Source organism: Fluviirhizobium alvei (genome assembly GCF_030551875.1).
Taxonomy (GTDB): Bacteria; Pseudomonadota; Alphaproteobacteria; order Rhizobiales; family Rhizobiaceae; genus Rhizobium_E; species Rhizobium_E alvei.
Map to the genome: position 1 here is coordinate 48,859 of NZ_JAUOZU010000019.1, position 24,777 is coordinate 73,635.

The 24,777-nt window shown below is 61.8% G+C and carries 18 protein-coding genes; 14 read left to right on the plus strand and 4 right to left on the minus strand.

Going from position 1 to position 24,777, the window contains the following annotated elements:
* Positions 1-46: 46 nt before the first annotated feature.
* The 6 genes from Q4481_RS21800 (at position 47) to Q4481_RS21825 (ending at position 11,540) form a co-directional block, all read left to right on the plus strand.
* Positions 47-622: a TetR/AcrR family transcriptional regulator gene (locus Q4481_RS21800; protein WP_304378524.1), complete on the plus strand. Its 576-nt coding sequence runs from the start codon at positions 47-49 to the stop codon at positions 620-622.
* Between the two features lie 58 nt (positions 623-680).
* Positions 681-1,853 (plus strand): efflux RND transporter periplasmic adaptor subunit, encoded by a 1,173-nt coding sequence (locus Q4481_RS21805; protein WP_304378525.1) that lies wholly within the window; start codon positions 681-683, stop codon positions 1,851-1,853.
* 6 nt (positions 1,854-1,859) lie between these two features.
* Complete coding sequence (locus tag Q4481_RS21810; RefSeq protein WP_304378526.1) at positions 1,860-4,982, plus strand: multidrug efflux RND transporter permease subunit; 3,123 nt, start codon at positions 1,860-1,862, stop codon at positions 4,980-4,982.
* A gap of 246 nt (positions 4,983-5,228) precedes the next feature.
* Positions 5,229-6,266, plus strand: a complete 1,038-nt coding sequence (locus Q4481_RS21815) for a helix-turn-helix domain-containing protein (RefSeq protein ID WP_304378527.1) — start codon at positions 5,229-5,231, stop codon at positions 6,264-6,266.
* 228 nt (positions 6,267-6,494) lie between these two features.
* Positions 6,495-7,532 (plus strand): helix-turn-helix domain-containing protein, encoded by a 1,038-nt coding sequence (locus Q4481_RS21820; protein ID WP_304378528.1) that lies wholly within the window; start codon positions 6,495-6,497, stop codon positions 7,530-7,532.
* A gap of 240 nt (positions 7,533-7,772) precedes the next feature.
* Positions 7,773-11,540 carry a cadherin-like domain-containing protein gene (locus tag Q4481_RS21825; protein WP_304378529.1) on the plus strand — a complete coding sequence of 1,256 codons (3,768 nt, stop codon included), beginning with the start codon at positions 7,773-7,775 and terminating at the stop codon, positions 11,538-11,540.
* Positions 11,541-11,602: 62 nt separating this feature from the next.
* Here Q4481_RS21825 and Q4481_RS21830 read toward each other — a convergent pair whose 3' ends face one another.
* Positions 11,603-12,448, minus strand: coding sequence for a MurR/RpiR family transcriptional regulator (locus tag Q4481_RS21830; RefSeq protein ID WP_304378530.1), 846 nt, complete (start codon positions 12,446-12,448; stop codon positions 11,603-11,605).
* A gap of 127 nt (positions 12,449-12,575) precedes the next feature.
* On the opposite strand from Q4481_RS21830, the gene Q4481_RS21835 reads away from it, so the two are divergent.
* From Q4481_RS21835 to Q4481_RS21860, 6 genes are read left to right on the plus strand one after another with little or no spacing between them, the layout of a single operon-like run.
* On the plus strand, positions 12,576-14,120 hold the full coding sequence (locus Q4481_RS21835) for an ABC transporter substrate-binding protein (protein WP_304378531.1): 1,545 nt from the start codon (positions 12,576-12,578) through the stop codon (positions 14,118-14,120).
* Positions 14,121-14,154: 34 nt separating this feature from the next.
* Positions 14,155-15,093 (plus strand): ABC transporter permease, encoded by a 939-nt coding sequence (locus Q4481_RS21840; RefSeq protein ID WP_304378532.1) that lies wholly within the window; start codon positions 14,155-14,157, stop codon positions 15,091-15,093.
* Positions 15,090-15,920 carry an ABC transporter permease gene (locus Q4481_RS21845; RefSeq protein WP_304378533.1) on the plus strand — a complete coding sequence of 277 codons (831 nt, stop codon included), beginning with the start codon at positions 15,090-15,092 and terminating at the stop codon, positions 15,918-15,920. The genes Q4481_RS21840 and Q4481_RS21845 overlap by 4 nt, the downstream gene beginning before the upstream one ends.
* Position 15,921: 1 nt before the next feature.
* Positions 15,922-17,538 (plus strand): dipeptide ABC transporter ATP-binding protein, encoded by a 1,617-nt coding sequence (locus Q4481_RS21850; RefSeq protein ID WP_304378534.1) that lies wholly within the window; start codon positions 15,922-15,924, stop codon positions 17,536-17,538.
* On the plus strand, positions 17,535-18,635 hold the full coding sequence (locus Q4481_RS21855) for a DmpA family aminopeptidase (protein WP_304378535.1): 1,101 nt from the start codon (positions 17,535-17,537) through the stop codon (positions 18,633-18,635). The genes Q4481_RS21850 and Q4481_RS21855 overlap by 4 nt, the downstream gene beginning before the upstream one ends.
* Before the next feature lie 2 nt (positions 18,636-18,637).
* Complete coding sequence (locus Q4481_RS21860; RefSeq protein ID WP_304378536.1) at positions 18,638-19,519, plus strand: carbon-nitrogen hydrolase family protein; 882 nt, start codon at positions 18,638-18,640, stop codon at positions 19,517-19,519.
* Between the two features lie 9 nt (positions 19,520-19,528).
* On the opposite strand, the gene cysG is transcribed toward Q4481_RS21860, so the two are convergent.
* Both cysG and Q4481_RS21870 read right to left on the minus strand, forming a co-directional pair.
* Positions 19,529-20,992, minus strand: a complete 1,464-nt coding sequence (gene cysG / locus Q4481_RS21865; protein WP_304378537.1) for a siroheme synthase CysG — start codon at positions 20,990-20,992, stop codon at positions 19,529-19,531.
* Positions 20,964-23,630, minus strand: a complete 2,667-nt coding sequence (locus Q4481_RS21870; protein WP_304378538.1) for a nitrate reductase — start codon at positions 23,628-23,630, stop codon at positions 20,964-20,966. Before Q4481_RS21870 ends, cysG begins: the two co-directional genes overlap by 29 nt.
* A gap of 113 nt (positions 23,631-23,743) precedes the next feature.
* Between Q4481_RS21870 and Q4481_RS21875 the strand changes: the two genes are divergently transcribed.
* Both Q4481_RS21875 and Q4481_RS21880 read left to right on the plus strand, forming a co-directional pair.
* Complete coding sequence (locus tag Q4481_RS21875) at positions 23,744-23,926, plus strand: type II toxin-antitoxin system HicA family toxin (RefSeq protein WP_304378539.1); 183 nt, start codon at positions 23,744-23,746, stop codon at positions 23,924-23,926.
* A 2-nt stretch (positions 23,927-23,928) separates the two neighbouring features.
* Complete coding sequence (locus Q4481_RS21880) at positions 23,929-24,327, plus strand: type II toxin-antitoxin system HicB family antitoxin (RefSeq protein ID WP_304378540.1); 399 nt, start codon at positions 23,929-23,931, stop codon at positions 24,325-24,327.
* Between the two features lie 2 nt (positions 24,328-24,329).
* Here the strand turns inward: Q4481_RS21880 and nirD are convergent, their stop codons facing one another.
* Positions 24,330-24,659: a nitrite reductase small subunit NirD gene (gene nirD / locus Q4481_RS21885; protein ID WP_304378541.1), complete on the minus strand. Its 330-nt coding sequence runs from the start codon at positions 24,657-24,659 to the stop codon at positions 24,330-24,332.
* Positions 24,660-24,777: the final 118 nt, after the last annotated feature.

A 24,777-nucleotide genomic window follows, 5' to 3' on the forward strand; every position in this document is an offset into this window, starting at 1 on the left:
GCGACGCAATTAAAGAACGATCGTTCTCAATGAAATCCGAGGCTGCATGGCTCGTATCCGAACCATCGACAATAACGCTTTGCTCGACGCTGCCGAACGGATCGCCATCCGTGATGGCGCCGCGGCGCTGTCGATCGATGCGGTCGCTCGCGAGGCCGGCATCAGCAAATCGCGGGTGATCTACGATTACAAATCGAAAAGCGGCCTTCTGAGCGCCATTCTCGACCGTCGCCTGATGATGGAGGAAAAGCGCCTCGAGACGGCCGTCGAGGCCGAACGGGACAATGCCAATCCCGAGCTCGCCGGTCGCATCGCGCTTGCCCGGCAGGCGCCGGCCCAGGAGGACCGCGATATTGCCGTGATGCTGAGCGCAGCCCTGCCATGCCAGGGACCGCTGCAGGCGAAGATAAGAGACTTCTTCACGCGCAACATTGCGGCTGTCAGCGCCCCGGCACGAAACCCGTCGCTTGCCATTGTCGCCTTTCTGGCGCTGCACGGCATGACATCCGTCGAATATCTCGACGTCTTCCACTGGAGCGAAAGCGAACGCACAGCCCTCCTTACCGAAATCCAGAAACTGTCCGACGCCGCCTCCACCCGGGACGGCAGTGACACAAACTGACCGGATGCCGAGATACCATAGAACCGGCCTTACTATCGATTTTCAGAAAGCCCGTGCCATGAAAGCATTGTCCAGAAAGATCCCCGTTTTAGCACTTGCCTTTGCAATCCATTGCTTCGGATTGCCCGCCCTGGCGCAGGAACCGGGCCAGATGCCGCCGACTGCGGTGAGCGTCCTGACCCTGAAGGCCGAGGATTTGCCGGTCACCAGCGAATTGCCGGGCCGGATCGCGCCTGTTCGGATTGCAGAGGTGCGTTCGCGCGTCACCGGCATCATCCAGGCGCGGGTGTTCGAACAGGGCAGCCTCGTCAAGGCCGGCGATGTTCTGCTCCGGATCGATCCCGGCCTGTTCAAGGTCAGGGTCGCAAGCGCGCGCGCTTCCCTGCAACGGGCCCAGGCGACCGAACGCAACGCAGCCCAGCAGCTGGAGCGGCAGGGTTTTCTCCGCCAGCGCAATGCCTCGACCGAAGTGGCCTACGAGAGCGCCGTGGTGGCGCAGGCACAGGCCGCCGCTGACGTGGCACTGGCGCAGGCAGCCCTCGAAGAGGCCGAAATCAACCTCGGCTATACCGAAGTCAAGGCACCGATTTCCGGCGTGATCGGCGGCGCGCTGGTGACCGAAGGCGCACTCGTCAATGCCGATAGCGGCGATCCGCTTGCAACGATCCAGCAGATCGATCCGGTCTATGCCGACTTCACCCAGCCGGCCGGCGATCTTCTCGAAATCCGCCGGGACATCGCGGCGGGCAAGCTTGCGGCGCCATCGGACGATGCGGGCGTGCGGCTCGTCTTCGATGACGGCACGGTGCATCCGAACCCGGGCCGGCTGCTGTTTTCCAGCACGACCGTGGATGCGACCACCGGCCAGGTGACGCTGCGGGCGGAATTTCCCAACCCCAACCGCGATCTTCTGCCCGGCCTCTATGTGCGCGTGCGGATTGACCAGGCGATCCGCAAGCAGGCGCTTACCATTCCGCAGCGTTCGGTGATGCGCGACGGGACCGGTGCGGCAATGGTCTATGTCAACGGCGCTGACGGCAAGGCCGAAGCACGACCCGTCAAGCTGGGACCAGCCGCGGGCGACAGCTGGATCGTCGAGGAGGGGCTGAAAGCGGGCGACAAGCTGGTTGTTGAAGGTGGCCAGAAGCTGCAGCCGGGGGCAGCCGTTGCTCCGGAAGAATGGAAACCCGCGGCCAAGGCCGATGCGACCGCAACCGAACCGGCAAAGTAAGACCAGATGGCACAATTCTTCATCAGCCGGCCGATTCTGGCCTGGGTCATCGCGATCTTCATTTCGATCGGCGGCGCGATTGCGCTGCCCTTCATGCCGGTCGCCCAATATCCAAAAGTTGCGCCGCCGCAGCTGACGATCAACACCAGCTATCCCGGCGCCTCGCCGCAGGATATCTATCTGGGCGTGACGCGCCAGATCGAGGATGAACTCAACGGCGTCGACAATCTTGCCTATTTCGAATCCACCTCCGATACGTCGGGAAGCGTCTCGATCACGGTAACCTTCAATTCAGGCACCGATCTCGGCCAGGCGACCATCGACGTGCAGGATGCCATTGCCCGCGTCGAGCCGCGCCTGCCGCAGAGCGTGAAGTCGCAAGGTATCAATGTCGAACAGGCCGGCGCCGGCTTCCTGATGATCGTGTCGCTGACCTCGACCGACGGGCGGCTCGATGACGTCGGTCTCGGCGACTATCTCAACCGCAACATTCTCGGCGAACTTCGCCGTATCGAAGGTGTCGGGCGCGTGCAACTGTTTGCTGCCCAGCGCGCCATGCGCATCTGGCTCGACCCGGCCAAGATGCAGGGTCTCAGCATGACGGTCGGCGACATCAATGCCGCCATCTCAGCCCAGAATGCCCAGGTTTCTGCGGGCCAGATCGGTGCCGAACCGAACCCGATCGGCCAGGACCTGACGGCGACGGTTCTGGTCAAGGGCCAGCTGTCCGACCCGGCGGAATTTGCCGATATCGTGCTGCGCGCCAATCCCGACGGTTCGCTCGTTCGCCTCAAGGATGTCGCCCGTATCGAGATCGGTTCGGAAAGCTATAATTTCTCAACCCGGCTTAACGGCAAGCCCAGCGCGGCAGCGGCCGTGCAGCTGTCCTCGACCGGCAATGCGGTGGCCACATCGGAAGCCGTCAAGGCGAAGATGGAACAGCTGAAGAAGTTCTTCCCGGCCGGCATCGAATATAGCGTGCCCTATGACACGAGCCCGTTCGTCAATGCCTCGATCGAGAAAGTGTTCGAAACGTTGATCGAGGCCGTGGCGCTCGTCTTCATTGTCATGCTGATCTTTCTGCAGTCCTTCCGTTACACGGTCATTCCGCTGCTTGTGGTGCCGGTGGCGCTTCTGGGCACCGTCGGCGTGATGCTGATAACCGGCTTCTCGATCAACGTCTTGACCATGTTCGCTATGGTGCTTGCGATCGGCATTCTGGTGGACGATGCGATCGTCGTGGTCGAGAATGTCGAGCGGATCATGGCCGAGGAAGGGCTGTCGCCGAAGGAGGCGACGCGGAAGGCGATGGGCCAGATCACCAGCGCCATCATCGGCATCACGCTGGTTCTCGCCTGCGTCTTCATCCCGATGGCCTTCTTCCCCGGCGGCACCGGCGTGATCTATCGCCAGTTCTCGCTGACGATGGTGGTGGCAATCCTGTTCTCGGCCTTTCTGGCCCTTTCGCTGACGCCGGCGCTCTGCGCCACTTTCCTGAAGCCGATCGCCAAGGGACATCACGAAAAGGGCGGGCTTGCCGGCCTCTTCAATCGCGGTTTCGGCAAGCTGACGAATGGCTATGCCTGGTCGGTGAGCGGCATTGCCCGCCGGGCAGGCCGAATCATGCTGATCTATGTGCTGATTGGCGGCGCACTCGGCTATCTTTTCCTCAAGGTACCCTCGGGCTTCGTGCCGAACGAGGATCAGGGCTTCCTGATCGTCGGGGTGCAGGGGACGCCGGAAGCCTCCGCCCAACGCACCAGCGACGCGATCAACAAGGTCGAGGGCATCTTCAAGAACGAACCGGCGGTCAAGGACATGATCGCTGTTCTGGGTTTCGGCTTCTCGGGCCAGGGGCCGAATGCCGCCATTTCGTTCATCAGCCTCAAGGACTGGGCCGAACGTGGCATCGGCAACAGTGTCGACGAGATTGCCAACCGGGCGAACATGCAGTTGTTCGGCCTCAAGGATGTCGCCTTTGCCTTTGCTGTCTCGCCGCCGCCGATCGAAGGTTTCGGGATTTCGGACGGTTTTGCCTTCCGTCTCCAGGATCGTGGCGGCCTGGGCACCCAGGCACTGACGGCCGCCGGTGCCGACCTGATGATGCGCGCGTCGCAGAGCAAGCTCCTTGCCGGGGTCCGTATCGAAGGTCTTCCGGATGCGGCGCAGGTTCAACTGACGATCGATCGCGAAAAGGCAAACGCTTTCGGCGTGACCTTTGCCGATATCAACACGACGATCACCACCAATCTCGGCTCGGCCTATATCAACGATTTTCCCAATACGGGCCGCATGCAACGGGTGATCCTGCAGGCGCAGGATACCAACCGCGCCAACGCCGAGGATCTCCTGAAGCTGAATGTCCGCAATTCTTCGGGAACCATGGTGCCGTTCTCCTCCTTTGCCCGTATCGAATGGATCAAGGGAGCGAGCCAGGTCGTCGGCTATAACGGTTATCCTTCGATCCGCATCACGGGCAGCGCTGCACCTGGCGCCACCACCGGCGATGCGATTGCCGAGATGGAGCGGCTGGCAGCATCCCTGCCCGAAGGCTTCGGTTATGAATGGACGGGGCAGACGCTCGAGGAAATCACCTCGGGCAACCAGGCGCCGATCCTCTATGGCCTGTCGATCCTCTTCATCTTCCTGCTGCTGGCCGGACTTTACGAGAGCTGGTCGATCCCGATCTCGGTGATGCTGGTCGTTCCGCTGGGCGTCATCGGTTCGGTGCTCGCCGTGCTCATGACGGGCGGCGCCAACGACATTTATTTCAAGGTCGGCCTGATCGCCATCATCGGTCTGTCGGCCAAGAATGCGATCCTGATCGTGGAGTTCGCCAAGGACTATTTCGCCGAAGGAAGAACGCTGGCGGAAGCAGCAACCGATGCGGCGCGCATTCGTTTCCGGCCGATCATCATGACTTCGCTCGCCTTCACCCTCGGCGTCGTGCCGCTGGCGATCGCCACCGGTCCGTCGGCGGCAAGCCAGAACGCGATCGGCATCGGCGTGCTCGGCGGCATGATTTCGGCCACCGTACTGGCGGTGTTCTTCGTTCCCGCCTTCTTCGTCTTCGTGCTCTGGCTGTTGCGAACAAAGAGGCCGGATCGCGAACTGGTCGCCAAGATGTAACGAACCCGGGCCTCCGCATTGATCCTGTGCGGAGGCTCTTTTTTTGACACGCGAGAGCGACCGGCAATGGCAGTTGGTCGTTCGAGCAAAAATGGCTTATTTTTTAATAAATTTGCGATAATACAAATCGCACTCTTCCTGCCGGCAGAAGCCCGTAAGGCCAATCCGAGAAGCCGATGAATTGGGACCCTTTACCGGGTCGGGCGGGTGGGCGAGAACCAAACATCCGTGGGTGGAGACGATTGCGTGTCTGGGAATGCGGTTTCAAATATCGATTGCTTCAAGATGATCTTTCCGGCGAGCGACCCCGAGGCGGCGAACGCCTATGAAAAGATGGTCGCCACGATGTACGACTTCACCATTCCCGACGATGCGCGCGAGACGCCGTTTTCCGGCGAGACACAGGTCTTCTGTCTGCCGGACGCGACCGTGTCCAGGGTCAGAACGACAGCATCGCGCCTGACACGGACGGTCAAGACGATTGCCCGGTCCGCCTCCGACGAAATCGTCGTGGTCACATATCCGACCGGGCATTTCACCTTCCGGATCGGCGATGTTGAGCGGCGCGTCGAGGCCGGTGAGATCGCCTTCTTCGACCTTTCGCAGGAATCCAGCATCGAGGCGCCGTTCGTCGACAATATCAGTCTCGCCATTTCCCGTCGCCGGCTCGAGCCGCTGGTTTCGTTTCTCGACAGCGCCCATGGTTACGTAACCCCGCCGACGGCACTCACGAAGGTACTGATCGCAGTGGCGGAACAGGTGGTCGCCGCAGGCGCGACCACCCAGGCCGCAGAAGCCGGCCCCATCGCCGATACGCTGATTGCGATGGTCGGCGCCTGCCTGGAACAGGTTTCGCAACCCAAGCCCGTGACCGGCGCAGCCGCAAGCCCCGTTTCGCTCGCGAGCCTGAAGGCCGCCATTGAGCGCCATTTGACCAATCCCGACTTCGGGCCGCAATCGCTGATGACCGAGTTCAACATCACCCGCTCGACCCTCTACCGGGCTTTCGAGCCTCTCGGAGGGGTGGCCGCCTATATCAATGAACGCAAGCTGCGCTATGCATTCCGGCAGATGACCGATCCCGCCCAGAAGGATCTGCGCCTATCCCAGCTGGCTTTCGAGCTCGGATTTGCCCATGCTTCGGCCTTCACGCGGTCGTTCAAGGCCCAGTTCGGCCTGACGCCGAAGGAGATCCGTACGCTGACCATCCGGCCCGAAGGCAAGGATGTGCCCTATATCCTCTCTCCGGCCGTGTTTCCCTATATCCATCCCATGGGCGGCTGAGCTGGCTAGAGAAGTCCTTTCTCGTGCCGGAAAGGGACGTCAAAAGAGCGGAAGCCCCTCGGATCAGCTTTAATTCCCCGGGCCGGCTGTTTGCTCCGGCGCCATCGGTTCCGATTGCGGCAATACGGGAAATGATCCGTTGTTTTTGCAGGAGCGTACTCACAAGGCGCTTCCAGAGAACGGGCTCCTGTGCAAAAAATCGCCCGATCCAGTTCGGGAGCGGAATGTGTGACCAAGGATAGCGCAGCGACCATCCAATGTTTCAGGATCTTCTTTCCCGAAGAAGATCCGCAATCCTCTGCCGCCTACAAGGCGCTGCTTGCGAGGATGTTCGACTTCGAAATCCCCGACCATGCCCGTGACGTGCCGTTCTTTGCCGAAACGGAGGTTTTCTATCTGCCGGATGTCGCGGTGTCGCGCGTGACCGCTACCGCATCGCACCTGACGCGCAATGCCAAGACGATTGCGCGGTCGGCTTCCGACGAGGTGATCATGGTTTGCTCCACCCGGGGGCACTTCACCTACGCGATGGGGAACGTAGAACGGCGGGTCGAATGCGGGGAACTCGCGTTTTTCGATCTGTCCCAGGAACTCTCCATCGATGCGCCCAGCGTAGCGAATGTGAGCCTCGCCATCTCCCGGCGCAGGCTTGAAGCGCTGGTTCCGTTTCTCGATGGCACGCATGGACTGGTGGTGCCGCCCACTGCTCTCGCGCAGGTGTTGATCGGTGCGATGCAAAAGGTGATCGCGGCCGGTGCCGCCACGCAGCCGGCGGAAGCACGCGTCATTGCCGACGCGCTGATCCTTATGGTTGGCGGCTGCCTCGATACGGTGTCGCAGCCGAAGTTTGCCTCGCGAGGGACCAGCGGCTTCGTTTCGCTGGCAAGCCTGAAGGCGGCGGTCGAGCGCCAGCTCTCCGATCCGGATTTCGGGCCGCAGTCCTTGCTCGACGAATTCCGGATGGCGCGCTCGACCCTTTATCGCGCCTTCGAACCCTTGGGTGGTGTCGGCGCCTATATCAATGAACGCCGGCTTCGCCGTGCATTCCGGCAGATGACGAACCCGGCCCTCAAGGACATTCGTCTGTCGCAACTCGCCTTCGATTCAGGATTTACCCATGCTTCGGCCTTTACACGGTCTTTCAAGGCCCGCTTCGGCTTGACGCCGAAAGAAGTCCGCTCGCTCGCCATCCCCCCGGAAGGCACCGATGCTCCTTACCCGATGCCGGCGGAAGTCTATCCCTATATCAGTCCTATTGTCCCATGACAGGCAGGGAAGGTTTGCAGCCTCCACCCCGAGGCGAAACGGCCTGCGAGCCGGCTTTAACCTGTTGTCCCAATTGCTTTACACAGAGTCCCACAAGCATCACCGGGACTTGACCGGCACCACTGCATCCTGAAGTGATCCGCAATGATTTCGCATTCGATTGGCGGTGCCGAGGCACGACCCGTGACAACGATGTGAACTGCAAGGGCGGCAGAGACCGCGCCGGGGAGTAAGGGTGGCATGGCAACGATCATAGGCGGCGGCGCGGCCAACAATCAGTATATCACTGGTGGCGCCAATAATCCCACCGGTGCGGGGGCAAGCGGCCTGGACGGTTCATCGGGCAACGGTGGCAGTGGCGGCGGCGCCGGATATCTCATCGGGGGATCGGGGGGCGTTCAACTGCCACCGTGGACCAGCTACGGCGGCGATGGCGGTGATGGCGGGGTTCATGGCTACCTGGGAGCGACAGTCTCAGCGTCAGCCAGCTCTGGAACAGCGGGTGGCGCGGGGGAACTCGGAGACATAGGCGCCAATGGCGGCGGCGGCGGCGGCGGTTATGGCGCGGTCCTGACCGGCACAGGGTCCCTTGGCACCCTGACTGCAAGCGCGATGGGCGGTGACGGTGGTGACGGCGGATATTCGGATGGCGGATGGGGCGGTTCCGGCGGGCGTGGCGGAATCGGTCTTTGGATCAACGACCTATCAGGCACATCGCTCACGGTGGCTGCCGCCGTCTCCGGCGGCGCTGGCGGCGATCGAGGCGGGACCTGGGTCGAGGGCAGGATAGGGCAATATGGCGCCGGCGGCGAAGGCATCTATGGCAGCAATCTCTCGATCACGCTGACCTCGGCAGGCTCAGTCACCGGCGGCCTGAGCGGCGATGGCGTCACGCGCAACAACGCGATCTATTTCGAAGCCGGAACCAACCTGCTCGACATTCAGGGCGGCTCGATTACCGGCAATGTTCAGGCGGACGGCACGGATGACACGCTGCGCCTGAGCGGTTCGAGCGGCGGTTCGTTCGACGTCTCGACCATCGGCAGCTCGGCGCAATATCGCGGCTTCGAACATCTTGGCTCGGCCGGGTCCGGCACCTGGACGCTGACCGGCACCAATGCGGCAACGCAGAGCTGGAGCGCCAGCGCCGGCACACTTCTGGTCAATGGCACCATGGAGAATACAGATCTCACCATCGGCTCCGGCTCGACGCTCGGCGGGTCCGGCACCGTGGGTGATGTGACGATCCAGTCCGGAGGAACCATCGGGCCCGGCAACAGTCCCGGCATTCTCACCGTCGCCGATCTCACGATCTCGGGCACGTTCGAAGTCGAGATATCAGGCACGACCGTCGGAACGGAGTACGACCAGATCGTGGTCACCGGCAGCGTGACGCTGTCCGGCTCGCTCGATGTCTCCTTCCTCAATGCCTTCCTGCCCACAGTCGGCGATAGCTTCACCATCATCGACAACCAGGGCAGCGATGCCGTAACTGGCACTTTCAGCGGGTTGTCCGAAGGCTACACACTCGTCGTCGGCAGCCAGGCTTTCACCATCAGCTATGAGGGCGGCGACGGCAATGACGTTGTGCTGACCAGCCGGACGGCGATTGTCGGGGGTGGATCCAGCTTTCTTGGAACATATGCCGGCGGCGCCAATAATCCCACTGGTTCGGGGGGGGCGGGCGTCAGCTCCTATGGGTCTGGCGGTGGCGGCGGCGGTGCCGGATACCTCGTCGGAGGCGCAGGAGGAACGGTAAGTTCCGTTGGCGCAGGCAATGGCGGCGATGGCGGGGTTCATGGCTATCTGGGGACGACGCTTCCAACCACGGCGGCCTCTGGAACGAGCGGCGGCGCTGGCGAAGACGCTTACTTGGGCAACATGGGCGGCGGCGGTGGCGCCGGTGGCTATGGCGCGGTCCTGACGGGGTCGGGGTCGCTCGGCACCCTGACTGAAAACCTGACAGGCGGGGCAGGCGGCGCGGGCGGCGACGCGATCATTACCTTTGCCGGCAATGGCGGACGCGGCGGTATCGGTCTCTGGATCGATTCTGCGGCGGGGACCTCGATTGTGGTTGCGGCAACGGTGACGGGCGGTGCGGGCGGCGACCGAGGGATCAGCACTGCCGGCGATCAAATCCCGATCAGAAACGGCACTTACGGCGCCGGCGGCGAAGGCATCTATGGCAGCAATCTCTCGATCACGCTGACCTCGGCAGGCTCAGTCACCGGCGGCCTGAGCGGCGATGGCGTCACGCGCAACAACGCGATCTATTTCGAAGCCGGAACCAACCTGCTCGACATTCAGGGCGGCTCGATTACCGGCAATGTTCAGGCGGACGGCACGGACGACACGCTGCGCCTGAGCGGTGCAAGCGGCGGTTCGTTTGACGTCTCGACCATCGGCAGTTCGGCGCAATATCGCGGCTTTGAACATCTTGGCTCGGCCGGGTCCGGCACCTGGACGCTGACCGGCACCAATGCGGCAACGCAGAGCTGGAGCGCCAGCGCCGGCACGCTTCTGGTCGATGGCACCATTGAGAATACCGATTTCACCATCGGCTCCGGTGCAATGCTCGGCGGTTCCGGCACCGTGGGCGACGTGACGATCCAGTCGGGCGGAACCATCGGGCCCGGCAACAGTCCCGGCATTCTCACCGTCGCCGATCTCACGATCTCGGGCACGTTCGATGTCGAAATATCAGGCACGATCGTCGGAACGGAGTTCTACCAGATCGTGGTCACCGGTAGTGTGACACTGTCCGGCACGCTCGACGTCTCCTTCCTCAATGCCTACCTTCCCACAGTCGGCGACAGTTTCACCATCATCGATAACCAGGGCAGCGATGCCGTGACCGGCACTTTCAGCGGGTTGACGGATGGCGCCTATTTTTCGGTTGGCGGCACCTATTTCCAGATCGATTATGACGGCGGCACCAGCAACGATGTCGTGCTAACCGCGATAGACGATGGGCCAACCGAAAGCGCCAATGCCGGAGTGACTGTGGCCGAGGGCGGTACGGTGACAGTGGCCGCCGCCGATCTCGCCTTTGCGGATATTAACCAGACCGCTGACAATCTCGTCTATACGATCACCAGCGCTGTCACCAACGGCACGCTCTTTCTGAACGGTGTCGCGCTCGATCTCAATGACACTTTCACGCAGGACGATATCGACGACGGCCTTGTTACCTATACCCATGACGGTGGCGAGACGACGAGCGCCAGCTTCGGCTTTTCGATCTCCGACGGTCAGGGCAACGATGTTACCGGACAATCCTTCGCCTTCACCGTGACCGCGGTCAACGAAGCGCCGACCGATATTGTGCTCGCCCCACGGCGTACCCTTCCCGGCGGAGCGACGGCGGTCAACGAGAATGTCAAGGGTGCCGTCATCGGGCGTCTGTCATTCACCGACCCGGATACGGGCGACACCGTGACCTACACTGTCGATGACAACCGCTTCGAGATCGTCAATGACCGGCTCAGACTGAAGAGTGGCACCAGCCTAGATTATGAGAAGGAACACACGGTCGATCTAACCATTACAGCCGAGGATGCAGATGGCCTGGCCTATGACGAAACCTTCAGCATTCATGTCATCGACCGGGTTGATGTAAAAGTCGGCTCGGCAGGTAACGACAGGGTGATCGGCACCGAGGGCAACGACCGTCTCTACGGGCGTCAAGGCAACGACGTATTGAAGGGGCTGGGCGGCGACGATCGACTGCGCAGCAAGCTTGGCGATGACCGGCTCTGGGGTGGCGACGGCGCGGACACGTTCGTGTTCATGCACAATGGCGGCCATGACCGGATCATGGACTTCGAGACCGGCATCGACACGATCAACTTGGCGCGCTGGCCGGAGATCGCGAATTTCGCCGACGTCAAGAGCCATGCCTACATGCAGGATGGCGATCTCTGGATCGAGGCCGGTCGGGACGCCCTGATCCTAAAGGACTTCCACAAACGCGATCTCGACGCCGGCGACTTCCTGTTTGCATCCTGACAGACTGCCATAGCAATGACCGGCCTTGCACGTCCCGTCGTGCAAGGCCGACAATGCCTGTCTCAGAAGATGTTCAACCTGCGCATCAGGATCTGCCATCGATCCAGCCTGAGTGTGCTGTTGCCATTGCTGCCGCGGGCCACGGCATCGACCAGGACATTGAGGATCAGGGTCAGCGCCACCGTCGATTCAATGAACAATCCGGAACCCGAAGCCGCAAACATCGTATGATCGGCGACGTCATGGGCCCAATCGCAGAACTCGTCGCTGATCACGATCACCTTCATACCGTTTTCCTTGGCGATCTGGGCCACCTTCAACCCGTCATTGGCATAGGGCACGCCGTCGATCAGGATCAGCACCATCGGTTTCGGCTGTGAATCGCCGATGTAGGAAAGCCATTCGCCCAGCATATCGTCATGCGCGGAGAGGAACCGCACATTGTGGCGCGCAAGCGCAAGGCGCCGCGAGAAATCCTCCGCCGTGCCGCGCAGGGCCTGAAAGCCGGTGACGAAGACCTGCTCTGCCAATGTGGCGGTCTGCACAAGATCCCGCCAGGGCGCATATTTGAATTCTTCAAACAGCCGTTCGATGGACCGGATCTCATTGGCCCGCACCTCGGCATAGATATCAGGCCATTCGGCATTGTTGCTGTCATCGGAAAGATGCCGTTCGTTGACCGCCTCGACCTTCAGTTCGAGTTTCAAGCCGGCGATGCCCTTGTATCCCGCCCGCCGCAGAAAACGGCTGACCGAGATTTCGCTTACATAGACCTTTCGCGCCAGCGAACTGCCGCTTTCGAACGGGATCTGGTCGATATGGGCGATGATGAAATGCGCGATCCTCGCCTCGGTCGCCGTCAATTCCGGAATGAGGGACTGCAGCTTTCGGATGGTGGTTGCCGACATGGAATACTCGCTCGAACAGGCTCATTTCTGACAGATATCTATCATAATAATGTTATTGACAGATACAAGCGCCACGCCGAGTATTCCCGGACAAATGAGCCAAATAATCAGCCATTGGGGAACGAACATGAACCGTCGTAATTTTCTCAAGTCATGCATATTGGCAGGCGTCGGTGCGCCTTTCCTGCTCGACCAGCTATCCACGATCGCTGCGGCAGCAAATACGAAGATACTCCGCATCGGTTATGCCGCTCCGGTGCAAACGCTCGACCCGATCAAGACCGTTTTCGGTCCCGACATCATCAGCCAGGGCATGATGTATGCCCGCCTGTTGAAGGCGAATGCGGATCAGAGCGAAGTCGGCCCCGGTCTGGCCGAGAGCTGGGAGATTTCCAGTGACGGGCTGACCTATATTTTCAAGCTGCGTGAAGGCCTGAAGTTTTCTGACGGCAGCGCCCTGACAGCCGAAGATGTGGCCTTCAGCTTCAACCGCATGCGTTTCCAGAAGGACTCGGTCTATGCCGCGCCCTTCCAGCCGCTGAAAACGATTGAGGTCGTTGATCCCTTAACGGTAAAATTCGGCCTCGACCGCGCATTCCCGCCGTTCCTGAAGCTTTGCGAGATCTGGAACACGGGGATCGTCTCCAAGAAGACGGTGACGGCCATGGGCGATGAAGCCTTCAGCGCAAAGCCGGACGTGACGTCGGGTCCGTTCAAATTCGTCGAATGGAAAGCCGGCGACCGCGTAATCATGGCCCGCAACGAACATTACTACCGTGAAGGCCTTCCGCATCTCGAAGGGATCGAGTTCATCTTCGTCCCGGATGTCAACACCGGCGTCTCCATGGTCCAGGCCGGCGAACTGGATGTGAGCATGGGCGTGCCGTTCGCCCGCATGAAGGAGCTTGAGGCCGCCGGCGTGACGATCGTTTCCGAACCGTCAAGCGCCACCTATGACATGCTGATCAACCACGCCAAGGCGCCGTTCGACAATCTCGCCTTCCGGCAGGCCGTGAGCTACGGTATCGACCGGCAGCAGATCAACGACGCTGTCACCGCAGGTTACGGCACCGCTGCCGCATCGATCTTCAGCCCGAAGCTGAACTTCTTCGACAAGGAGATGAAGGTGATCGCCCGCGATGTCGAAAAGGCCAAGGAGCTGCTTGCAAAATCAGGCGTCGGCGATCCGTCCTTCACGCTTCTGACCAATGCCGGCACCACGGATGAAGACAAGACGGCCGTTCTCATCCAGGCCCAGCTCTCCGAAATCGGCATCAATGTCACGGTGAACGCCATCGATCCCGGTCAGGCCTGGACCCAGCTGGTTGCAGGAGAGTATCAGGCGCAGCTGAACTGGTGGTACAATGAAACCACCGACCCGGACAATGCCGTGCGCTGGTGCGTCTGGGGTGCCGGCGACAACAAATCCTATTACACGCGCTACAACAATGATGAGGTCAACAGCCTGATCGACAAGGCGGCAGGTGAGCCGGACGATGCAAAGCGCGCCGAAATGTACAGCAAGATCCAGCGCATCTGCGTGGAAGAGGTGGCACAGGTCGCGCTCTATCATCCAAGCTGGACGAGCGCACGCTCAGCCGCGGTGACAGGCCTCGTCTTCAATCTTGGATCGCAATATGCATCGATCGACGAAGCGGACCTGAAGGGCTAACCTCTCCGTCTCCTCGCAGTGCAGGTAGTCTCCAATGACGCGTTTCGCCTTTCTTTTGCGAAGGCCGTTCGAGCTGATCCCGGTTTTGTTCGGGATCAGCCTGATCAGCTTCGTTCTGTTGCAACTGACGCCTGGCGACCCTGTTCGCCTGCTGCTCGGGCCCAAGGCGGGCGATGCCGCCATCGCGCTTGTGCGCGAGCGCTATGGCCTCGACCAGCCACTGCTCGTGCAGTATTTCTACTATATCAAGAATGTCCTCATGGGCGATTTCGGCCAGTCGATCAGTTATCGTTCGGCCATCGGCCCGATCCTCCTCGAACGGATCGGACCCACCCTCTATATTCTCGTCTATGGGCTGGCGCTCTCGGTTGCTCTGACGCTGCTTCTCGGCGTTCTGGCCGCCCGCAGCCGGGGCGGCGTGATCGACCAGACGATCCGCATCATCTGTGTCGTGGGGGTTGGAGTTCCGTCCTATGTCGCCGGGCTCCTGCTGGTGCTGGTCTTTTCCCTGTCGTTCAAATTCTTCCCGGTCTCCGGCTATGCGGACGGTATTTTCGCCAATCTGCACCATCTCTTCCTGCCGGCGCTGACGATTGCGATTTCGGTGACGCCCGTCCTGACGCGGAATTTCCGGGCGACCTTGCTGCAGCAGATGAATGCCGGATACGCGACAGCGGCCCTTTCCAAAGGCGTGTCGCCGAGCCAGGTCTTCTGGCGGCATGTGTTCTGGAACTCGCTTCTGCCCACGGTCAGCCTGTTCGGCGTCGTCGCCTCCTTCCTGATCGGCGGCACTGTCGTGATCGAGAACGTCTTCAACATTCCGGGCCTCGGCCTGCTTCTCGTGCGCTCGGTTCTGAGCCGGGACTATCTCGTGGTGCAGGGCGTCACGATCGTGATGGCGCTCGGGATCGTGCTGTCGAACCTGATCGTGGACATCGTGGTCGCCGCTCTGGATCCGAGGACCGGCACATGAAAAACACGGCTTTCTGGTTCTATCGCGAAGCACCGCGCTCGCTCGTAATCGGCCTCGCAATCACGCTTTTCTGGGTGCTTGCCGCCGCCTTTGCCTCGGTGGCAACGCCATACGATCCGATCAGGATCGATGCGCTGGCAGCGCTGCAGCCGCCCGGTGCCCAACATCTGCTCGGGACGGATTCCGTCGGCCGCGACGTGCTGACCCGCATCCTCTATGGCGCCCGGATGGACCTTCTGATGGCGGTGGCCGGTGTGGCCGGCCCCTTCATTCTCGGAACCACAATCGGCCTGCTGGCCGGCTATTTCCGGGGCTGGCTCGATACTGTGCTGATGCGCATCCTCGAAGTGACGATCTCGTTTCCCTATTTCGTTCTCGTGATCGCAATCGTTTCGATCATGGGGCCGGGCCTGCAAAGCTACATCATCTCGCTGACGGTGGTGAACTGGGTGACCTATGCCCGCCTCGTTCGCGCCGAAACGATGGTTCTCGCCAATGCCGACTTCGTGCTGGCAGCGCGGGTGCTTGGCTATAGTCCCGGTCGCATCATGCTCCGGCATGTCTTTCCCAATGCCATCATTCCCTCGAGCGTGTTTCTGATGACCGATGCGGTGCTGACCATCGTGCTCGGATCGTCCCTCGGCTTCCTCGGCCTCGGCGTGCAGGCCCCGACGCCCGAATGGGGCGCCATGATCGCCGAAGGCAGGACCTATCTCGGTTCGGCCTGGTGGATCGCCGTCTGCCCGGGAATTGCCCTTTGTACTCTCGCCTTCGGTCTGTCGCTCGTCGCCGATGGCCTGGCTCATATTCTGGATCCGGAAGCCTGACATGGACGATCTCGTTTCGATAGACAGACTTTCGGTCAGCTTTGACACCCGGCACGGGCCGGTGGATGCGGTCAAGGACGTCTCCTTCTCCATCCGACGCGGCGAGGCGCTGGGAATCGTCGGCGAATCCGGATCGGGAAAATCGGTGGTCTGCCGCGCCCTGCTGCAGCTCTTTGCCCCGAACGCACGGGTGACCGGCGGCAAGATCCTCTATGAGGGCGCCGATGTTCTTTCCATGTCGGCAGCTGAACTCGGCCGCTACCGCGGCGAAAAGGCGGCGATGATCTTTCAGGATCCATCCACGCATCTCGATCCGATCATGAAGGTCGGCGATCAGGTTGCCGAAGGGCTGGTGATCCACCAGAAACTGGCCCGTTCCGAAGCGAACAGACAGGCAGTCCGCCTGCTTGACGACATGAAGATCCGCGATGCAGCGCGCCGGGCTTCATCCTATCCGCACCAGCTTTCAGGTGGTATGCGCCAGCGCGTGATGATTGCCGCAGCGCTGGCCTGTTCGCCCGGCCTGCTGATTGCCGACGAGCCGACCACCGCTCTCGATGTGACCGTGCAGGCGCAGATCCTTGCCCTGCTCGGCACGATCCGCAAGGAACGCAACCTGACGGTGGTTCTCGTCTCGCACGATCTCGGCGTGATCGGGGCCGTCTGCGACCGCATCATCGTCATGAAAGACGGGCAGATCGTCGAAACCGGCACGACCGAAGAGATCCTGACGGCACCCAAGGTGGACTATACGCGCAACCTGATCCGCTCGCAGCCATCGCTGTTGCCGGATCGTACCGAGCCCGCATCCAAAGAGCCCGAAATCCTCTCGATCCGAAATCTCTGCGTCGAATTTCCCGGTCCGAAAGGTCTGGTCGATTTCGTCGCCGGCCGACCCGCCCATGTGGTGCGGGCGGTCGATGATGTCAGCCTCTCGGTGAGACGGGGCGGATCGCTCGGGATCGTCGGCGAATCCGGGTCCGGAAAGAGCACGCTCGCCCGCGCCATCGTGGGGCTGGTCCGTGCGAGCTCCGGCAGCATCCACATTGACGGTCCTCAGGACAAAAAGGCCCGAGCCCGCATCGTGCAGATGGCGTTTCAGGACCCCTACCTGTCGCTCAACCCCGCCTATACGATTGGCCAGACACTGTCCGAACCCTTCATCGCCCACCAACTCTGTGCGCCAAGCGAGGTGCCCGAGCGGGTGAAGCGGCTGATGCAGACGGTGGAACTGCCCGAAGAGCTGCTCGGGCGAAAATCCGGCCAGCTCTCCGGCGGACAGCGCCAGCGCGTGGGAATTGCGCGTGCCCTTGCCATGGCGCCGGAAATCCTGATCGCCGATGAGGTGACATCGGCGCTCGATGTCTCGATCCAGGCCCAGATTCTGGACCTCTTCAAGCGCCTGCAGGCAGAGCTCGGGCTAACGCTGATCCTGATTTCGCATGACCTCGCCGTGGTGCGCTATCTGTGCGAGGATGTTGCCGTCATGCAGCACGGCAAGCTTGTCGAATATGGCAAGAGCCAGGAGGTCCTGCGCCATCCGCAGACCGACTATACCCAGGCACTGCTCGACGCAGCGCCGAAACTGATGATCGCCAAGACAGGACTGCTTTCATGACCAAACCCCGCGCCCGCGCGCTTGGCCTGCCGTTTCCCGGCACGCCGGGCCCCAACAACGCCATTACCGATGTGCCCGGTGTTCTGGTGGGCTTCACCACGCTGACAGACCCGGAAAAGCACATGCGGACCGGCGTGACGGCCATCATTCCAAGGGCGGAAAAGGATAGTCCGCATCCGGTCTGGGCCGGCTTCCATACGCTCAACGGCAATGGCGAAATGACCGGCGTGCACTGGATCAACGACGCCGGCTATTTCGTCGGGCCGATCTGCATCACCAACACACATGGCGTCGGCGCAGCCCATACGGGGGCGACCCAGTGGATGATCAAGACCTATGCCAAGCACTTCAACGAGGAACATGCCTGGGCCATGCCGATCGTGGCCGAGACCTATGATGGTTGCCTGAACGATATCAATGCCATGTTCGTGAAGCCAGAGCATGCGGTGGCTGCACTCGACGCCGCCTGTTCCGGCCCGGTTGCCGAAGGTTCTGTGGGCGGTGGCAACGGCATGATCGCCTATGGCTTCAAGGCCGGAACGGGCACCTCATCGCGTCAGGTGACGATCGGCGGCGAGACCTATACGGTCGGTGCGCTGGTGCAGGCCAACTATGGCATCCGCCCCTGGTTTACCGTGCTTGGCGTGCCGGTGGGACGCGAGATCCCGGAAGAGTGGCCGCAGGAAAAGGAACGCGGCTCCATCATCGTGATCATCGCCACCGATGCCCCGCTTTCGGATGCCGTGCTACGACAGATGGCAAAGCGGGCCTCGATCGGCATCGGACGATCCGGAACGCCGGGTGGAAACGGATCGGGCGATATTTTCCTCGCCTTTTCGATTGCCGACGATATGCCGAACTCGCTTCATGCGGGGCCGATCATCAGCCGCCGGTCGCTCAACTGGGAAGAGCTCGACCCTCTCTACGAGGCTGCGGTGGAAGCAATCGATGAAAGCGTGCTCAATGCGATCGTCGCGGGCGAAGATGTCCCGACATTCAAGCCGCCGGGCTATATCTGCCCTGCCATCGATATCGACCAGTTGAAGGTGATCATGGCCGCACACGGGCGGCTGGTAATAAGCGAAAAGGCGGTTTGACCATGGCAGGACTTCAAGCGCGGGAAAGCGAACGTTTTCTGGTTGCCGGCGTCCAGATGCCGATATCCTACCGGCAGGACAATATTCCTTCCATGTGCGCCAAGGTGGCGGAAACCATGGCGCTGTTTCCCGGCACCGACATGATCGTCTTCTCTGAACTCGCCATGCATGGGCCGCTCGAGACGCAGATTTCGCCCGATCCTTCAAAGGACATCGCGCAGTTTCAGCATCTTGCCGAAAAGCACGGGGTCTGGATCGTGCCCGGCTCGATGTATGTGCGGCGCGAGGACAAGATCTTCAACCATGCCGTGGTCATCGGACCCGACGGATCCATTCAGGGACGTTACGACAAGATCTTTCCGTTCCAGCCCTTCGAAACGGGCGTTTCCGCTGGCGCGAGCGTTCTGGCATTCGACGTGCCGGGCGTCGGACGGTTCGGTCTCAGCATCTGCTACGACATCTGGTTTCCCGAGATCATGCGGGCGCTGACAAGCGAAGGGGTCGAGGTGCTGATCCATCCGACCCTGACGGGAACCACCGACCGCGCGGCCGAAAACGCGATTTCCAAGGCAACGGCGGCGATGTTCCAATGTTACGTGGTCGACGTCAATGGCCTCGATGGCGGCGGCAATGGCCGCTCGCTGGTGGCCGATCCGAGCGGAAATGCGGCCTATCAGGCCGGGCAGGTGGCGGAAATTTTCCCGGTCATGCTCGATCTCGGTCTGGTGCGGCAAGCGCGCCGCGACGGCGCCAACGGACTTGGCCAGGTGCTCAAATCCTGGCGCGACCGTGAAATCGATTTCGACGTCTATCGGCCCGGTCAGCGCTCCGCCTATCTCGACAGTCTCGGTCCCCTTGAGCCGATGAAGAAGCGGAACTCCTAGGCTCAATTATCAACCGGTTCGCAGCCAGCCTTGTGGCTGCGCCATAGGATCGATACGGGCCGAGAGAGGCGCGAAAACCTCGCCGACGCCGATCAACACCGGTTCATCGATGCCGATCGCCTCCATCGCTCCGGCAAGCCCGGATAGCGGGCCAGCCCAGCGGCGTTCGTTCGGCCGGCTGATCGCCGAAACCACGATGACGGGCGTTTCCCTTCCCATTCCGTTATCGAACAGGCGCTCGGCAATCTTCGCGGCCATTCGACCGCCCATATAGAAGATCGTGGTGCAGGCCGGATCCGCAAGCGAATGCCAGTAGAGATCGGGCAGATCGCCATGGCGGGAATGGCCGGTGACGAACCGTACCGACTGGGCGCAATGCCGGTGGGTTAGAGACACGCCAAGCGCCGATGCCATCGCGAGCGCCGAGGTGATGCCGGGGACGACATCGACCGAAATGCCCTCGTCGCGAAGACGCTCGATCTCTTCGCCGGCCCGGCCGAAGATCATCGGATCGCCTGATTTCAGGCGGACGACGCGTTTGCCGGCCTTGGCGAACCGCACCATCATGTCGTTGATATCTTCCTGCTTGCAGCTGTCACGGAAGCCACGCTTGCCGACCAGCAGGCGCTTTGCCTCGCGCCGTGCCAGTTCCAGCACGTCCTTCGACACCAGATCGTCAAACAGGATGACATCGGCGGCCTGAAGCGCGCGGACGGCTTTTAGCGTCAGCAGTTCCGCATCGCCGGGCCCGGCCCCGACAAGCGTGACATGACCACCAGCGCCGTCTACCCGCGACGGATCGACCGCTGTCGCTAGCATCGCGCAATCCTGTTCGGTTGGCGGCGCGTTGGTTCTGAGGCTGCGATCGACGAAGCCTTCCCAGAAGGTTCGGCGAGCCGAACCCGGTGCGAACCGGCGATTGACGCCAGCACGCAAGGACTGGGCGAGCCGGGCCCAATCCTTGAGCGCCGGCGGCAAGAGCACCTCGATCCGGCGGCGGATCGCCTGCGCCAGGATGGGGGAAGCGCCATCCGTCGAGATCGAGACCAGAACCGGCGACCGATTGACGATCGATCCGAACTGGAACTGGCAGAAGGCCGGCTTGTCGATGACATTGACGGGAACCCCAGCGGCGCGAGCGGCCTCGAAAAAGGCTTTGGCTTCCGCATCGTCCTCGAAATCACCGATCGCAATGGCGGCGCCGGCAAATGCATCCTCATTCCACAGTTGGTCGACATGCGTCACCAGTCCGGAGCCAACCAGACCGGCCGCGATCTCGCCCAGCTCTTCCGCTGGCACATAAAGTTCGACAAGGGCGCCGCTGGCGGCACAGAGCTCGGCTTTCCAGGCAGCACCGTCGCTGCCGCCGGCTACGACCACTCGTTTGCCTTGCAGATCCCAGAAGATGGGAAGCTTGGCGAGCGGTTTGATCCGCGCCTGGGTTTCACTCGGCGGCGATGGGACGTTGCGCATCGATGATCCTCCTGATTTCGGCGCGGCACGAGCCGCAGTTGGTGCCGGCATTGACAGCCTGTCCGACCGCTTCGACCGTTCCGCATCCGGAGCGGATCGAGGCCGCGATTTCATTGATGCCCACGGAAAAGCACGAACAGACGATCGCGCCCTTGTCGATCTGGCCGGCCGCCGGGCGCCCGGCAATGACCCGTGAGCGGGCGGACCGGTCCAGATGTTCCGCGGTCAGCTGCGATATCGCCCATTGGCGCGAAACCGCCACCGGTCGATCGGAGAGAAAAAGTGCTGCGAGGAGCTGCTGCCCGTCGAAGAAAGCAAGTCTGGTGCCGCCGCCGACCGTATCGACATAGCCAACCATGTCCGCACCGGCCGGGAGGCAAAAGGCCGCGCGGGCCCAGAGTTCCCAGCCCTCAGGCGGGCTCTCGCCTGCCAGTTCAAGCCTGTAACCGCCCTCTGCGCGCGCCAGAGCCCAATAGGCAAACGGCAATGTTCCCCGTTCCGGGCGGTTGGCAGAAACGACAAAGCCATAGACGGGGGCCCGATAAGGCCTTGCCGCAATGGCGACATTCTTGGAGGCCGGCTGACCAGAGACGGGATCCGTCCGCGATGGCACCAAAGCATCGATCCGTCCGAGCGCGGCGGTTTCACCGGTCCAATGCATGGGAACGAAGATCGATCCCCGCGCCTGCCGGTCGGTCAGGAGCGCCCGGACGATCACATGCGCGCCGGTTTCGCTGACAAGGTCGACCAGATCGGCATCCCGGATATCATAATCGAGCGCATCACGCGGATGGATCTCGGCAAAAGGCTCGGCAAGATGGGCCGACAGGCGCGCGCTTTTGCCGGTGCGGGTCATCGTGTGCCACTGATCGCGAATGCGACCGGTATTGAGCGTGAACGGAAAATCTGTGCTGCGCCGCGCGGCCCCACCCTGCCGCGACACAACGAACCGCGCCTTGCGATCCGGATGATAGAAACCGCCGGCGGCAAAGAAGCGACTCTCGCGCGGTTCGGTTCGGGCGGGGCATGGCCATTGAAACGGTGCCAGCGCGTCGAAGCCTTTCCGGTCGATATCAGAGAAGGCGGCGATGTCGAAATCGCGTTCGCCATCGTTCTCGAAACCCGACAGAAGGGCATGTTCGGCAAAGATCTTCGCCGGGCCATCATAGTCGAAGGCAGCCTCATGGCCCAGCCGGCGGCCGATTTCGGTAAGCTGCCACCAGTCGGGACGGGCTTCCGAGGGTGGCGGCAGAAAGCCGCGCTGGCGCGAGATCCGGCGTTCGGAATTGGTGACGGTGCCGTCCTTTTCGCCCCAGCCGGTCGATGGCAGCAGCACATGGGCAAGCCGGGCCGTATCGGTGTCGCTCTGGATATCCGAGACGACGACGAACGGGCAAGCGGCGATGGCAACGCGGACGCGATCGGCATCCGGCATCGAGACGACCGGGTTTGTCGCCATGATCCAGAGCGCCTTGATGCGGCCATCGGCAACCGCTTCGAACATGTCGACGGCTTTCAGCCCCGGCTTCTCCGCGATGCGGGGCGCGTTCCAGAACCGCTGCACCCGCTCGCGGTGAACGGGGTTCTCGATCGCCATATGGGCGGCGAGCATGTTGGCAAGACCGCCGACCTCGCGACCACCCATGGCATTCGGCTGGCCGGTGAGCGACAGCGGCCCCATGCCGGGCCGACCAATACGGCCGGTCAGGAGATGGCAGTTGATGATCGCATTGACCTTGTCGGTTCCCGAGGTCGACTGGTTGACGCCCTGGCTGTAGCAGGTGACGACCTTTTCGGTCACGGCAAAGAGCGCATAGAAGCGGAGCAGCTCTTCGACCGAAAGCCCGGTCGCATTCGATGTTGCGGCAAGGGAAGAGCCCGGCTCTTCGGCAAGCAGCACCTCAAGACCCACCGTGTGGTCGCGAACAAAGGCGTGATCGACCACGCCCGTCTGGTGGAGATGATGCAGAAGTCCGCCAAACAGCGCGACATCGCCATCCGGATGCAATTGCAGATGCAGATCAGCGATGTCGGATGTGGCGGTGCGGCGCGGGTCGATGACAACGACCTTCATGTCCGGGCGGCTTGCCTTGGCGGCCGCCAGGCGCTGATAGAGCACCGGATGGCACCAGGCCATGTTGGAGCCGACAAGCACGACGAGATCGGCGCATTCCAGATCCTCGTAACAGCCCGGCACGGTATCCGAACCGAAGGCACGCCGATGGCCGGCAACCGAGGAAGCCATGCAGAGGCGGGAATTGGTGTCGATATTGGCCGAACCGATGAAACCCTTCATCAGCTTGTTGGCGACGTAATAATCCTCCGTCAGCAATTGCCCGGAGACATAGAAGGCGACCGCATCCGGCCCATGTTCGGCGATGGTCTGGCGAAACCGGCTGGCAACGCGGTCGAGCGCCGTGTCCCAATCTGAACGCGTGCCATCGATCTGAGGGTAGAGCACACGGCCTTCGAGATCGAGCGTCTCGGCGAGCGCCGACCCTTTCGAGCAAAGCCGGCCGAAATTGGCCGGGTGTTCCGGATCGCCCTTGATGCTCACCTGCCCATCGTCCTCGACGCGGGCGATCACGCCGCAGCCAACACCGCAGTAGGGGCAAGTGGTCTTGACATCATGAGGCATGGCCATCGTTTCCATAGCTTGCATTGGATTGCGGAAGCAGCCGCGCCCTGCGCTGCCGGACTTGTGTCAGACCAGCTGAGTGTGTATATATATGCGCATCGGAGGCTTGGGTGATGGAATGTGACAGCCGCAAGATCATCCAACGCCTCAAGGACGACGGTTTCGAGCTGGTGGCGATCCGCGGATCGCACCACAAGTTCCGCAAGGGCGATCGGACCGTCATCGTCCCGCACCCTAAAAAAAACCTGCCCATCGGCACAGCGCGCAGCATTGCCCGGCAGGCAGGATGGATATGACAATGCGCAGCTATTTCGCTCTCGTTCACAAGGATCCGCAATCGGCTTTCGGCATCGCTTTTCCGGATCTGCCACAGGTCTTTTCCGCTGCCGACGAGGAGGCCGATATTGTCGGCAATGCCATCGAGGCGCTGCAATTGTGGGCGGAGGACGAGGCGCTGCCCGACGCTTCGCCGCTGGAAACAATCCTGGCGCGAAACGATGTGCGGCGAGAACTGGCCGATGGGGCGTTTCTGATCCGCATTCCGTTGATCGAGGATGACAGCCGCATCGTCCGCGCCAATGTCACGTTCGAGGCCGGCACTTTGCGCGCGATCGACGAGACGGCGGCGCGGCGCGGGCTGACCCGCTCGGCCTTTCTCGCCAGCTGCGCCCGCAAGGAGATCGAAGCGGCCGGTTGACATCATTCCGCCGCCATCATTGCCGGCTCCAGGCTGATCGACAGAAGTCCGTCGTCATTGCGGACCGGGATGGTGCGCACAGCGCCCTCATCGGCGCCGAGAGCCTGGCCGTTTTCGAGCGAAATCACCCAGTTATGCAGCGGGCAGGTGACGGCCTTGCCATGCACGATGCCCTGGGAGAGCGGTCCGCCCTTGTGCGGGCACTGGTCCTCGATGGCGAACACTTCATTTTCGGCGGTGCGGAAGACGGCGATCTTGCCCTCCGGCACCCTGACACAGCGGGCGCCGCGGAGCGGAATGTCGTCGATATGGCCGATGGCGATCCAGTTCATGGGTTTCGTTTCCTTGTTGTTGCCAAATGCCCCTCCCCACCCTCCCCACAAGGGGGAGGGCTTAACCCAGCCGAACCCTTGGCGGAGAGAATCGAGCGGTTTCCGCCAGGTCTCTCCC